The organism is Actinokineospora sp. UV203 (assembly GCF_056323665.1).
Genome location: NZ_CM150484.1, coordinates 4,915,399 through 4,928,863, shown reverse-complemented (window position 1 = coordinate 4,928,863; position 13,465 = coordinate 4,915,399). Strand labels below are relative to the sequence as shown.

Genomic DNA, 13,465 nt, shown 5'->3' with positions numbered 1-13,465 from the left:
CTGGCCAGAAAATGCGGCTTCGGAGTTAACAAAAACGGGGCCCCACCGATGTGGGGCCCCGTCGTTGAATCCTCAGGTCAGATCAGGCCGAGGCCCTTGACCGCGTCGCGCTCCTCGGCCAGCTCGGCGACCGAGGCGTCGATGCGGGCGCGGGAGAACTCGTTGATCTCCAGGCCCTGCACGATCTCGTACTTGCCGTCCTTGCAGACCACCGGGAACGACGAGATGAGGCCCTCGGGGACACCGTAGGAGCCGTCCGACGGGATGGCCATCGACGTCCAGTCGCCCTCGGGGGTGCCGTTGACCCAGTCGTGGATGTGGTTGAGGGCGGCGTTGGCGGCCGACGCGGCCGAGGACGCGCCCCGGGCCTCGATGATCGCCGCGCCGCGCTTGGCCACGGTCGGGATGAAGGTGTCGGCCAGCCAGGCCTCGTCGTTCACGGCCTCGGCGGCGTTGCGGCCGCCGACCTCGGCGTGGAACAGGTCGGGGTACTGGGTGGCGGAGTGGTTGCCCCAGATCGTGAGCTTCTTGATCTCGGTGACCGGCACGCTCAGCTTCGCCGCGAGCTGCGAGATCGCGCGGTTGTGGTCGAGGCGGGTCATCGCGGTGAAGCGCTCACGCGGGACGTCCGGGGCGTGCGCCTGGGCGATGAGGGCGTTGGTGTTGGCCGGGTTGCCGACCACCAGCACGCGCACGTCATCGGCGGCGCCGGCGTTGATGGCCTCACCCTGGGGCTTGAAGATGCCGCCGTTGGCCTCGAGCAGGTCGCCGCGCTCCATGCCCTTGGCGCGCGGGCGGGCGCCGACGAGCAGGGCGACGTTCACGCCGTCGAACGCCTTCTTGGCGTCGTCGGTGATCTCGATGCCGCTGAGCAGCGGGAACGCGCAGTCATCGAGTTCCATCGCGGTGCCCTCGGCCGCCTTGACGGCCTGCGGGATCTCCAGCAGCCGCAGGTTGACCTGCGTGTCCGGGCCCAGCAGATGGCCGGAGGCGATGCGGAAAAGCAGGGCGTAGCCGATCTGGCCTGCTGCACCGGTGACGGTGACGTTGACGGGTGCCACTTGGCGGATCCCTCCCGAGACAAGGCGAATGAACCGGAGGCTACCAAGCCGTCGCGGGTGATCGCTGCGCGCGGTGAGCAGGGTCTCCGTGTTCCCCATCGGGTGGTTTCGGCCGACAGGCGACCCAACTTCCTGGATCACTCGGCGGTGAGGTCGATCATGACGAACCATGGTTATCGAACTGCTCGGCGAGGAGTTGCGCGGGCATCGGGAGGATGCCGGGCTGAGCCTGTCGGAGGTCACCGCGAGGACGGGCATCAGCACGTCCAAGCTCAGCCGGATGGAGAACGGGCACAAAGCCCAGAAGGCCGAGGACGTCGCGGCCCTGCTGAAGGTCTACGGGGTGCGGGGGTGCCGCCGCGACGACCTGCTTGCGCTGGCGCGGGGCAGCGACGGTTCGCAGGTCGCGTCGCTGCGGGTGCTGGAGTCGAAGGCGACGATGATCGTCGACTACGAGCAGGCGATCGTGCCCGCGCTGCTGCAGACGGTCCCGTACGCGCAGGCCGCGCTCCGCGAGGTCAGCATGGTCGACGAGGCGGTCCTTGAGGAGCAGTACACGAACCGGTTGCGCCGCCAGGCGACCCTGCGGCGCGCGCACCCGCCGCGGTTCTTCGCGATCATCGCCGAGACCGCCTTGCACACCGCGGTGGGCGGCGAGGACGTCATGCGCGAGCAGATCCGCTACCTCGGCGAGGCCGCGAGCAAGCCGAACGTGACGATCCGGATCGTCCCCGCCCTGACGCACGGGCACCCGGGTCTGGGCGGGCCGTTCCAGCGCATGCAGTTCCGCTCGCGCGGGGCGGTCGTGGTGCTGGAGAACCGCACGTCGAGTGTGGTGATCGAGGACGCCGCGCAGGTCCGGGTCTATGACCGGATCGTTGTCGAGCTGCTCAGTGTCGCGTTGCCGCAGGAGGAGTCGAGGACGCTGTTGGCGAAGCTGTCCTGATCAGCGGTCGGCCCGATCAACGAGACAGGGGGCCGCCCTCGATGGTCATGGCGATGGCGATGACCATGACGCCGAAGAAGCCGTAGCTCAGGACGTCGACGGCACGCCCGCGGATCGCGATCAGGCCCGCCTGCTCGTCGCGCAGCAGGACCCGCAGAGCCGCCGCGAGGAGCAGCGCGAGACCGATCCACACCGTGCCCTCGCGCCAGTAGTACTGCGCGATGCGCACGAGGCCGAGTACGACCACGGACATGACCAGCCCGAACGGCAGGTGGACCAGAGCCGGGTGCTTGCCGGTGCGCTGCGGGCCTCCGGTCACGGGGTGCTGTGCTTGTCGGCGCTGTCGCGCTCGGCCGCCTCAACGGTGTTGCGCATGAGCATGGCGATCGTCATCGGGCCGACGCCGCCGGGCATCGGGGCCAGGAAGCCCGCCACCTCGCGCACGTCGGGGTGGACGTCGCCGACCAGGCCCTGGTCGGTGCGGGTGACGCCGACGTCGAGCACGGCCGCGCCGGGCTTGATCATGTCCGCGGTGATGAGGCCCGCGTTGCCGGCGGCGGCGACGACGATGTCGGCGCGCCGGACCTCGGTGGCGAGGTCCTTGGTGCCGGTGTGGCAGAGGGTGACCGTGGCGTTCTCGCTGCGCCGGGTCAGCAGCAGCCCGAGGGGGCGGCCGACCGTGACACCGCGGCCGACGACGGTCACGCGCGCGCCCGCGAGCGGGACGTCGTAGCGGCGGAGCAGCTCGACGATGCCGACCGGGGTGCACGGCAGCGGGCCCGCGTCACCGAGGACGAGCTTGCCGAGGTTGGTCGGGTGCAGGCCGTCGGAGTCCTTCGCCGGGTCGACCCGCTGCAGCGCGGCACCCGCGTCGAGGTGGCCGGGCAGCGGCAGCTGGATCAGGTAGCCGGTGCAGTCCGGGTTCTCGTTCAGCTCGTCGATGACGGCTTCGAGCTCGGCCTGCGTCGTGTGCGCCGGAAGGTCGCGGCGGATGGAGTTCAGGCCGATCTTCTTGCAGGTCCGGTGCTTGCTGCGGACGTAGGACTGCGACCCGGGGTCATCGCCGACCAGCACGGTGCCGAGACCGGGGACCACGCCCCGCTCGGCGAGCGCGTCGACCCGCCCGCGCAGCTCGGCGAGGATGGCGTCTCGGGTGGCATTGCCGTCAAGGATCGTCGCGGTCACGTACCCCATCCTCTCACTCGCGGCGCGGAACGGCGGCGATACCCACCGCGGCGAGAGTCAGCACGACCCCGATCACGGTCGTCGGCTCGACCCCTTCCCCGGGTGGTGGCGCGACCACGTCGAGCAGCAGGGCGCCGACGAGTTGGCCGGCGACGGCGCACAGGCCGACCATCAGGACACCGACCAGGCGCACGGCGAACACCGCCGTCGACAGGGCCACGACGCCGAGCGCGCCGCCGACGTAGAGCCACCACTGGGTCGGCGGCGAGTTGGGCAGGCCGCGGATTGATATGTCCACAGTGGACGCGATGATCAGCGCGGCGAGGCCGACGGCGAAGTTGAGCATCGAGGCGAACGCCACACTGCCCGACGCCGCGCGCACCTGGCCGTTGACCGCCTGCTGCCAGCCCAGGCCGACGCCCGCGAGGGCGGGGACGAGAGCGAGCCAGAGGTGGCCGGGACGGCTGAACTCGTCGGACACGGCGATGCCGACCGCGACCACCGCGAGCGCGGCGCCGACCCCGCGGGTCACGGTGATCGACTGCGCGTCACCGGGGGCGATGCCCGCGCGGTCGACGAGCAGGCTGCTGACCACCTGGCCCGCGACCACGGCGACGGTGAAGACCGCGACGCCGAGCAAGGTCACCGTCAGGCCTTGCGACGTGACATACCAAGCACCCGCCGCGCCGCCTAGACACTGCCAAGGACGGAGCCGTCTTGTGGAGATTGCTTCGCGGAACCGACCGATGCCCGCGCGCGCGGTCGGCATCGCGACGACGGCGGTGAGCAGGATCACCAAGCCGATGGTGAAGGAGATCAGCGCGGCGATCAGGCCGTCGCCGAGGTGGCTGCCCAGCTGGCCGTTGATCCGGGCCTGGGCCGAGAGCGCGACCCCGCCGAGGGTGGCGACGACGGCGCCCAGAGGACGTGACATCCGGTCAGATCCAGCGGTGCCGGACGGCATGGACGGCGAGTTGGAACCGGGTGGTCGCCCCGGCGTGGTCCATCAGCCGCTGCAGATGTCGGAACACGGTGCGTCGGCTCACGCCGAGCTGGCGGGCGATCGAGTCGTCGTTGGCGCCCGCGGCGAGCAGCCCGAGGAGCCGCTGCTCGATCGGCTGGACGGCGGAGGACGCGCGCGCGGCACCGTGCAGCGGGACCGCGAGCCGCCACGACGCCTCGAACAGGCCGACCAGCGCGGAGAGCAGACTGCTCGGGCGCACCACGAGCAGCGAACGGTTCACGTCGGCCTCGGCGACCGGGAGCGAGACGGTCGCGAACTGCTGGTCGATGATCGTCAGCTTCACCGGCACCTCGGGCAGCACCCGCGCCTGCTCCCCGGCCGCCACGCACGGCTGGATGTTCTGCGCGTAGCGGCCCGGGTCCTCGACGGCGGCGCGCGCGTAGACGACCTTGTAGGTCACCTCGCCGCGGTTGAGCTGTTCGAGTTCGGCGTTGTTGATATGGCCCTCGGTGAAGTACGGCGGCGAGTCCAGCCGCCGGATCTCCTTGCGCGCGCTGAGCTCCATCTGCTGGATGCGCTGGGCGATCGCGGTGCCGGTGACGACCTCGATGAGGTCGTCGGTGCGCTGCGGGGAGATCGCCCGGCGGAAGGTGTCGTAGGCGTTGAGCGTGGCCACCCGGGCCTGCTCGAGTTCGGACTCACGGCGTCTGCTGAGGATCTGCAGACCCGAGGCAGGCGGCACAGGGGTTATGGTCCGGCCGTCCGGGCCGCCGGCTCCGACCAGACCGGCGTCGATGAGGGTGCGCAGACTGTGCTGGACAAGTTCGAGCGGCTCCGCGGCGCCGACGGCGATCTCCTCGGCCGTCGAGGGACCGGTGCGCAGGAGATACAGGTAGCTGCGAATCTCGTCTGCGGGCAGGCCGAGTCGAGAAAGGTGCGGCGCGAGATCGCCCTCGGACATGCCGGGAAGGTTGGCACAACTGTGACGGTGACACAAACAGGTTGCCGGGCTACCGGACGGGATGGTAACCGTCCGTCATCGTCGCAGGCAGAGGCTCGACGCACGATCCACCGTATGCCAAGGGCCTGTCGACAGGAGAAGATGTCCACGTGGCACAACCGACGCAGCTGAACCCAACGGAACAGGATGCCCTGGTCAAGCAGATCGGGCTCGCGTTGCTCCGAGCGGCACCCGCGGACTGGCATTCCATCACCGTCGACTACCGCGCGCTGGGTCGGTACGCGGAAGCGACCGGCAAAGTGATCTTCGCTGATGAGACCTCCGAAGAGTTGAAAGTCTCACCGGAGATCGCAGTGCTCTTCGGGCGGCTGCGGTCGGGGATGTACCGGGACGGGCGCGGGACTTGGTACAACGCCCGCTACACACTCGACCAGCCCTCGGCGTACAGCCTCGAGTACGACCGCGACGAACCGCGTTGGACGAACCCGCCACCGCCGCCCGCGTACGCCGACGACCTGCGGACCTTCCCTCGCGACGAGCAGAACGTGCCCGAGTGGCTGATGCGCCGGATGGCCGGGCTCAAGCCGCCGTTCCGGGTCGCGCGGATCTTCGACGGACCCGGCGCCGGTGGGCGTCCGGTGATCAACCGGCCGCCGATCGACGAAGGCGAGCGCGAGGACATCCTGCGCTACCTCGACAGCGCGCCCCTGGCTCTGCCCGCGCGTGGGTTCGACACCGATCATTTGGACGACGAGGCCCGGCAGTCGGTCCCGGTCGCGTTCCACACCGACGGCGCCTGGATCTGGCCCGCGGCGGTCAACTACTACCTGCGGACCCACAGCGTCCCGCCGGACCCGGACCTGCTCGAACACCTCCGGCGGGTGGAGTTCACCCTGCCCGAGGTCGACGACCCGACCCGGGCGGCGGCAGCGTCGTTCCTCGGGCGCGGGCCGCGCAGGCCGCCGAACGGTGTGCGCCCGGCGCCGGCTCCCGCGCCAACCCCCGCTCCGTCGGGGCCGCCGCCGATCATGGGACCGGACGGGCCGGTGCCGCCGATCCCGGTGCAGGTCGGATTCGGGAACCGGGCGAAGCCGCCGGTCGAGGAGCCGGTGCACACGACCGAGCCGATCGACCGCACGCCGACCAGCCACTCGCCCACCGAGGATTCCGCTCCGCAGCGGACCCCGGAGACGACGGCGGCATGGTCGCCGACGCACGCCCCGGCGGAGCCGACGGGCACGCACGCGACGGCGCCGATCGAGCGGGAGGCGGACAGCTGGTTCCCCGAGCCTGTTTCCGACTCCGGCGCTTCGGGCGCTCCTGGTGCTTCGAGTGCTCCTGGTGCTTCGGGTTCGACTCCGCCGCCTTCGTTCGACTGGTCGGCTGAGGCGCCCGCTGCCCCGGCGGGCGGTTGGTTCCCGGCCGACCCGGCGCAGCCTGAGCCGACGCCTGCCGAGGAGCTCGAAGCCGCTTCCCCCGAGGACCCTCCGATCTGGGGTGGCAACCAGCCCGACTCGGCTGCGGCGGACGCCACGAACTGGGCGACCGCGGAGCAGGTTTCGGCGGCTGCCGGGCAGGGGGCGACCGGCGACAATGCCGAAACCCCGGCCCACAGCGACCAGACTCCCGCAGCCGACCAAGGCCCCACCGGTACCGAAACCCCGAACTGGACGGCCAACGCGGACCAGACTCCCGCAGCCGACCAGGGCACCGATACCGAAACTCCGAGCTGGGCGACGAGCGACAGCCGCACCGAACCGCCCGCGGCGTCTTCCGATCATGGCTCCGCGTGGGCGCCCGGCGACGCGGACTCCTCGGGCTCTGGAGGCCAGGGTGCCTCCGCGCAAGCTGAGTCCGCCCATGGGTGGGCGGCCGGTGATCCTTCCACCCAATCCGGTGCGGGCTGGTCCAATCCTGTTGCCGGGCAACCACAGTGGGTTCCTGGCCAGGACGCGGGTGCCGGTCCGGGGTCCGGCGATCCCGTGGCCGACGCAGTGCCTTCAGATGAGGTCGCGGCCTCGGCTGCCGAAGCGTCTTCCGGCCCGTACGAGCAGGTGAGTCTGCCCGACGTCGGCGCGGTCGGTGTGCCGACGCAGGATTGGGATGTCACACCGCCCACTCCGGTCGGTGCCGACGAGGTTCCGGCGTCCAGCCCGCGTTCGCCGGTGGCACCGGGGGTGGCGGCTCAGTTCGATCAGCTTCAGGCGCGGTTGAGCGCGCTCGGCGTCCCCGGGTCCCGGTACCGGGTCGGTGCGCTGCCGGAGTCGGCCGCGTGGGTGCTGGAGCAGTCCGGCGAGGGGTGGCGGGTCGGCTGGTTCGACGGCGGGTTCAGTGCCCCGCGGCAGTTCGAGGAGTTCGCGGACGCCTCGGCTTTCTTGCTGGGCAAGGTTTTGCTGGAGCCGGTCGAGGACCCGCAGTCGACCATGCGAGCGTCGCTGGCCGACCTGGAAGACGACGACGATGACGAGTACGAGCACCGCCCCCGAAGGGCGGTGACCCCACCGGGACCGACGAGCGAAGACCTGTTCCGCCCCTCGCGCCCCGCCGACACCGACGAACTGTTCCGGCCGCGCCACAGCGGGTCCACCCCGGTCTTCGACGACGACGACGACGACGAGTACCAACACCGCCGCACCGCCCCGCGCCCCACGCCGCGCGCAGGCGCCAAGCCTGACCCGGTCGCGGCAACCGGCATGGCGGTCGCCGGGCACCCGACGACCGAGGCGTCGTACACCGACAGTGCGGTCGCCACCGACCAGACCACCGCCGACAGCGGTCTCGCCGACGGCCAAGCGCCGGCCGACGGCCCGTTCGACGATGGACATGGACCGACCGACGTCGCGTTCGGCAGCCAAACCGAGGCAGGCGACTCGTTCGGCGGCCACGAGACCACGGCCGGCGGCTCGATCGATGAACCGTCGTCGACCAGCGGCCCTCACAGCGAAGGGCGAACGACCGCGGACAGCGCCTTCAACGACGGGCACTCGCCAAACGGCCGTTCGTTCAGTGATGGGCGAACCACGGCCGCGGAGACGTTCAGCAATGAACAGTCCGCAGAGGACAGTGCGTTCGCCGATCACCAGTCGGCGTCGGGCGGCACATTCACCGCGGGACAGGACACAGCTGACGAGGTGTTCGCCGAGGGGCACTCCGCTGCCGGGGATGCGGTCGCCGATCACCAGTCGGCGGTTGAGGGCACGTTCGCTGATGGGCAGTCGCCGACTGATGGCACCTTCGGCGGTGAGCAGAACGCGTTTGACGATGCACACACGGCAGGCGACGAAACCTTCGCCGGTCGGCCCGTAACCGGTGCGTTTGACGATGGACGGTCGGCAAGCGACGGCTCATTCGTCGGTGCCAACGCGGGTGGGGAATCGGCGCCAGGGGCGCTGTTCACCCGCGCCGATTCCGGGAGCGTCGGCGAATCGTCGGACGAGGAGCGGTTCGCGGGTGGCCAAGCCGCAGGCACACCGGGCTCGTTGTTCACTCGCGCGGATTCCGCAAGCGATGCCGGCACCCGTCCCGAGGACGCGCCAACGGACCCGCGGGGCATACGGTTCGGCGACCGCGACGGCGCGACTGGGTCACGCTTCGCCGACCGTGGACCCGCACCTGAGGACGCTCAGGGTGTGCCGTTCGGGCACGGTGACTCCAGCGCCTCCGAGTCGCGGTTCGGCGGCGAACCCACCGGCGACGCGGCGGCTACGCACGGCGCGGAGTTCGGTGGTGGCAAGCCCGCAGGCAACGCAGCCTCCGCGCCTGGCGTGCCGTTTGGTGGCGGCCAAACCGCCGGTGACGCGGCCTCTTCGCGTGGGGAGCGGTTCGGTGGCGGTGAATCCGCCGGCGGCGCTCGGTTTGGTGGGGAGTCCGCCGGTGTGGCCTCTCCCCGTCAGGTCGGGGCTGCCGCTGGTGGTGGGCAGCAGTCCGGCGCCGGGGGCGGTTCATCCTCACCTGGGTCTGACTCGGGGGTGAAGCCCCAGGACTGGGCTATCCAGCCTCGACCGGGCGACCCGCCGCTGACGTTGTTCCGGGGGAAGACCCTGACCGAACTGCCGCCTGGCACCGAGATCGACCGCTACGGCGAGCCGACCGGGAACCTGACCTACGCCGCGGGCACGCCGTTCGAGCGGCGGTCGCTGGTGCCGGACTGGGTGACGCGGCCCTACCGCGTGTACCGCGTCCAGCGGGCGACGGAGGCGTTGACCGGGGTCGCCATCCCGTGGTTCGAGCAGCCCGGTGGCGGGACCGCGTTCGTGCTCAACCGGTCGATCGCGGAACTCATCGAGAGCGGCCACCTGGTCGAGATCCCCAACCAGGTACCGCCGACGCGGCCGTAGCCCTAGTCGATCTGCAGGCCGTGGGCGGCGGCGAACGCCACCGCGGTGTGCAGGTCGACGCGGGCGCCGCGCAGGCTTGCCTGGACGAGGCCGTCGGCGGTGATGCGGGCGTCGCGGAGGTCGGCGCCCTCGAGGTTGGCGCCGCGCAGGCGGGCACCCGTGAGGTCCGCCTCGCGGAGGTCGGCTTCCCGTAGGTCGGCGTCGGTGAGGTTGGCTTCGCGGAAACGCAGGCCGGTCAGTTTGGCCTTGCGCAGCGCGGCGCCTGCCAGGCCGACGAGGGTGAGGTCGGTGTCGGTCACGGTCCAGGGGCGCAGCCTGCAGTCGAGGAACGTCGAGCCGATGAGGCTGCAGCCGGCGAACTCGCTGAACATCAGGGTGGCGCGGTCGAACGTGCAGGTCCGGAACGCCGTGGAGCGGTGCCGGGACTCCCCCAGGTCGGCGCGGGTGAAGTCGCACTTGGTGAACGTGCAGCCGGTCGTCACCAGGCCGCGGAGGTCGGCGTCGGTGAAGTCGCAGTCGGTGAAGTGCCGCTGGTCCCACTGCTGCCCGTGCAGATCACTGTCGCTGTAGTCCTCGCCGGTCTCCACCTCCCCACCCTGTCATGCCCCGCTCACCGGAAGTCGCGCGACTTGGCCGGGATGCGCATGTCGAGTTGCTGCAACCGGTCGGCGTAGAGACTCACCACCCCCTCGACGCTCTCCACCACACCGCGCACCAGCAGGGCCGAACTGGATCGCGCGATTCTGCGGTAGCGCGCCCACAGCCCGGGCGAGCACACCACGTTGACCATGCCGGTCTCGTCCTCGATGTTGAGGAACGTGACCCCGCCCGCGGTCTGGGGGCGCTGCCGGTGGGTGACCGCGCCACCGAGCAGGACCCGCGAGCCGGTGTCTACTTTGGACAATTCGATGGCGGTCAGCGCGCCCAGGCGGGTCAGGCGTTCGCGGATGAACTGGGTCGGGAAGCTGTCCGGTGACAGGCCGGTGGCCCAGACGTCGGCGACGGCGAGTTCGAGCGCGTCCATCCCGGGCAGTTCCGGGGCATTGACGCCGACCGCGGTGCCCGGCAGGCGATCCGGTCGTTCGGCGGCCGCCGCGCCCGCCGCCCACAGGGCCTCGCGGCGGAGCAGGCCGAAGCAGCCGAACGCGCCCGCGGTCGACAGTGCCTCCACCTGGGGGCGGGTGAGCTGGACCCGGCGGGCCAGGTCGACCATGTCCAGGTACGGGCTCTCGCCGCGTTCGGTGACGATGCGTTCGGCCAGGTCGTCACCGATCAGGCGGACCGCGCCGAGCCCTAGGCGCACAGCCTGTTCGTCGCTGCCTGGTTCGACCGGTTCAAGGGTGGCGTGCTCAAGACTGGCGTTGATGTCCGGCCCGCGCACGGTGACCCCGTGCCGACGCGCGTCGGCGACCAGGGACTGCGGCGAGTAGAAGCCCATCGGTTGCGCGCGCAGCAGGGCGGCGCAGAAGGCGGCCGGGTAGTACAGCTTGAACCAGGCGCTGGCGAACACCAGGTAGGCGAAGCTCAGGGCGTGGCTCTCCGGGAAGCCGAAGTTGGCGAACGCCAAGAGTTTCTCGTAGATGCGTGCGGCCAGCGCCTCGTCGAGACCGTTGTTCGCGGCGCCCGCGTAGAACCGTTCGCGCAGCCGCTCCATCCGGCGCGTGGACCGCTTGGCGCCCATGGCGCGGCGCAGTTCGTCGGCCTCGGCTGGGCTGAAGTCCGCGACGTCGACCGCGATCTGCATGAGCTGCTCCTGGAAGAGCGGCACACCGAGTGTCTTGTGCAGCGCGTTCTTCAGCAGCGGGTGGTCGACGGTGGGCTCCTCCTTGCCGTTCTTGCGGCGGATGAAGGGATGCACCGAGCCGCCCTGGATCGGTCCCGGCCGGATGAGCGCGACCTCGATGGCCAGGTCATAGAACTCCGTGGGACGCAAGCGGGGCAGCGTGGCCATCTGCGCGCGGCTCTCCACCTGGAACACACCCACCGAGTCGGCGCGGCAGAGCATCTCGTAGACCCGCTGGTCGGCGAGGTTCAGCGTGCCTATGTCGACCCGGACGCCATGGTGCTTGTCGACCAGGTCGACCACGTAGTGCAGCGCGGACAGCATGCCCAGGCCCAACAGGTCGAACTTGACCAGCCCGACGGCGGCGCAGTCGTCCTTGTCCCACTGCAACACCGTGCGTTTGGGCATCCGCGCGGGCTCGACCGGGCAGACCTCGCTGACCGGGCGGTCGCAGATGACCATGCCGCCGGAGTGGATTCCCAGATGGCGCGGGAAGTTCTCCAGCTGACCGGCCAGTTCGAGCACAGCGGTCGGGACATCGAGGTGATTGTCGTCCACTGTGGACCGCAACGGTCCCCAGCGGTCGATCTGCTTGCTCCAGGCGTCCTGCTGGCCGGGCGAGTAGCCCAGCGCCTTGGCCATGTCGCGCACCGTCGACTTCGCGCGGTAGGTGATCACGTTCGCCACCTGCGCGGCGTGGCGCCGGTCGTACTTGTCGTAGACGAACTGGATGACCTCCTCGCGGCGGTCGGACTCGATGTCGAGGTCGATGTCGGGCGGGCCGTCGCGGGCCGGGGCCAGGAACCGCTCGAAGAGCAGCTCCCAGCGCACGGCGTCGACATTGGTGATCCCGAGCGCGTAGCAGACCGCCGAGTTCGCCGCCGAGCCGCGACCCTGGCAGTAGATGTCGTTGTCGCGGCAGAACTTCACGATGTCCCAGACGACGAGGAAGTAGCCCGGGAAGCCGAGTTCCTCGATGACCTGGAGTTCGTGGGCGAGCTGCGCGTAGGCCCGGGGACGTTCGGCCGACGAGCCGTATTTGACCGCGGCGCCCTCGTAGGTCAGCTTCCGCAGGAAGGTGACCTCGGTGTGGCCGTCGAGCACGTCGAACGGCGGCAGCTTCGGCGCGACCAGGTGCAGGTCGAACGCGAGCTGCACGCCGAGCAGGGCGGCGCGCTGCACGGCGCCCGGGTAGCGGGCGAACCGGTCGGCCATCTCCTGCCCGGTCCGCAGGTGGGCGGTGGGCGATGGCGGCAGCCAGCCCGCCAGCTCGTCGAGGCTGCGCCGCGCCCGCACCGCGGCCATCGCCGCCGCGAGGTGCCCCCGCGACGGGTGCGCGTAGTGCACGGCGTTCGTCGCGACGGTCGGCAGGCCGAGCTCGGCCGCCATGTCCGCGAGCAGGTCGTTGCGGTCGGTGTCGTCGGGCATGCCGTGGTCGACGAGCTCGACGTAGACGCGGTCGGGACCGTACGCCGCGGACAGGAGCCTGAGCTGCTCGTACGCGGCCCGTGGCCCACCGCTGGCGAGCGCCAGCCGGACACCGCCCTTGCGGCAGCCGGTGAGCACGACACAGTCGTCGCGGGTCTCCTCGACGACCTCGAGCAGGTCGTAGACCGGTTTGCCCTTCTCCTCACCGCGCAGGTGCGCGGCGGTGAGGACGCGGCACAGGCTGTGGTAGCCGGCCTGTTTGTCGGCGAGCAACAGCAGATGCTCGCCTTCGGGGTCGGCGACACCGTTCTGCGGGCCGGTGAGGCCGAGGCTCAGCTCCGTGCCGAAGACCGTGCGCATACCCAGCTCTTTGGCGGCCTCGGCGAACCGGACCACGCCGTACATCCCGTCGTGGTCGGTCAGCGCGATGGCGTCGAGACCGAGGAGCGAGGCCGCCTCCACCAGTTCCTCCGGGTGGCTCGCGCCGTCGAGGAAGCTGAAGTTGGAATGGCAGTGCAGCTCCGCGTACGGCACCCGCGAATCCCCGTCGGCCTGGTCGGTGACGCCGGGCGGCCCGACCCCCATCGGCGGCACGTAGCGGTCGCGGCGGCGGGTCCAGCCCGGGCTGTCACCACCGTCGCCGACCTCCGGCGGCCTGCCGGAGAGGATGCGCTCGAGCTCCGACCACCGAACCGGCGGGTTGTTCCATCCCATTCGCCGCGGCCGGTCAGGGAGACAGGGATTCGGGCGAACGGCGCGGCAGCGGGATCAGGTCGGTCAAGTCGATCCAGTCGGCCCTG

General features: G+C 70.9%; 9 protein-coding genes. 2 read left to right on the top strand and 7 right to left on the bottom strand.

Features of this window, described 5'->3' with window-relative positions:
• Positions 1-77: 77 nt before the first annotated feature.
• Positions 78-1,061, bottom strand: coding sequence for a malate dehydrogenase (locus ACUZ2Y_RS23695; RefSeq protein ID WP_476322471.1), 984 nt, complete (start codon positions 1,059-1,061; stop codon positions 78-80).
• 169 nt (positions 1,062-1,230) lie between these two features.
• On the opposite strand from ACUZ2Y_RS23695, the gene ACUZ2Y_RS23690 reads away from it, so the two are divergent.
• Complete coding sequence (locus tag ACUZ2Y_RS23690) at positions 1,231-2,007, top strand: helix-turn-helix domain-containing protein (RefSeq protein ID WP_476322468.1); 777 nt, start codon at positions 1,231-1,233, stop codon at positions 2,005-2,007.
• 16 nt (positions 2,008-2,023) lie between these two features.
• On the opposite strand, the gene ACUZ2Y_RS23685 is transcribed toward ACUZ2Y_RS23690, so the two are convergent.
• The 4 genes from ACUZ2Y_RS23685 to ACUZ2Y_RS23670 are packed head-to-tail and all read right to left on the bottom strand — an operon-like array spanning position 2,024 to position 5,117.
• Positions 2,024-2,326, bottom strand: coding sequence for a DUF3017 domain-containing protein (locus tag ACUZ2Y_RS23685; protein ID WP_476322466.1), 303 nt, complete (start codon positions 2,324-2,326; stop codon positions 2,024-2,026).
• Positions 2,323-3,192, bottom strand: coding sequence for a bifunctional methylenetetrahydrofolate dehydrogenase/methenyltetrahydrofolate cyclohydrolase (locus ACUZ2Y_RS23680; protein ID WP_476322463.1), 870 nt, complete (start codon positions 3,190-3,192; stop codon positions 2,323-2,325). Before ACUZ2Y_RS23680 ends, ACUZ2Y_RS23685 begins: the two co-directional genes overlap by 4 nt.
• Before the next feature lie 13 nt (positions 3,193-3,205).
• A complete protein-coding gene (locus ACUZ2Y_RS23675; protein WP_476322460.1) occupies positions 3,206-4,126 on the bottom strand; it encodes a DMT family transporter in 921 nt (306 codons plus the stop codon).
• Between the two features lie 4 nt (positions 4,127-4,130).
• Positions 4,131-5,117, bottom strand: coding sequence for a helix-turn-helix transcriptional regulator (locus ACUZ2Y_RS23670; protein ID WP_476322457.1), 987 nt, complete (start codon positions 5,115-5,117; stop codon positions 4,131-4,133).
• A 149-nt stretch (positions 5,118-5,266) separates the two neighbouring features.
• Between ACUZ2Y_RS23670 and ACUZ2Y_RS23665 the strand changes: the two genes are divergently transcribed.
• Complete coding sequence (locus ACUZ2Y_RS23665; protein ID WP_476322454.1) at positions 5,267-9,454, top strand: glycohydrolase toxin TNT-related protein; 4,188 nt, start codon at positions 5,267-5,269, stop codon at positions 9,452-9,454.
• A gap of 2 nt (positions 9,455-9,456) precedes the next feature.
• On the opposite strand, the gene ACUZ2Y_RS23660 is transcribed toward ACUZ2Y_RS23665, so the two are convergent.
• Both ACUZ2Y_RS23660 and ACUZ2Y_RS23655 read right to left on the bottom strand, forming a co-directional pair.
• Positions 9,457-10,041 carry a pentapeptide repeat-containing protein gene (locus ACUZ2Y_RS23660; protein ID WP_091384083.1) on the bottom strand — a complete coding sequence of 195 codons (585 nt, stop codon included), beginning with the start codon at positions 10,039-10,041 and terminating at the stop codon, positions 9,457-9,459.
• Between the two features lie 23 nt (positions 10,042-10,064).
• A complete protein-coding gene (locus tag ACUZ2Y_RS23655) occupies positions 10,065-13,379 on the bottom strand; it encodes an error-prone DNA polymerase (protein WP_476322450.1) in 3,315 nt (1,104 codons plus the stop codon).
• Between the last annotated feature and the right edge of the window lie 86 nt (positions 13,380-13,465).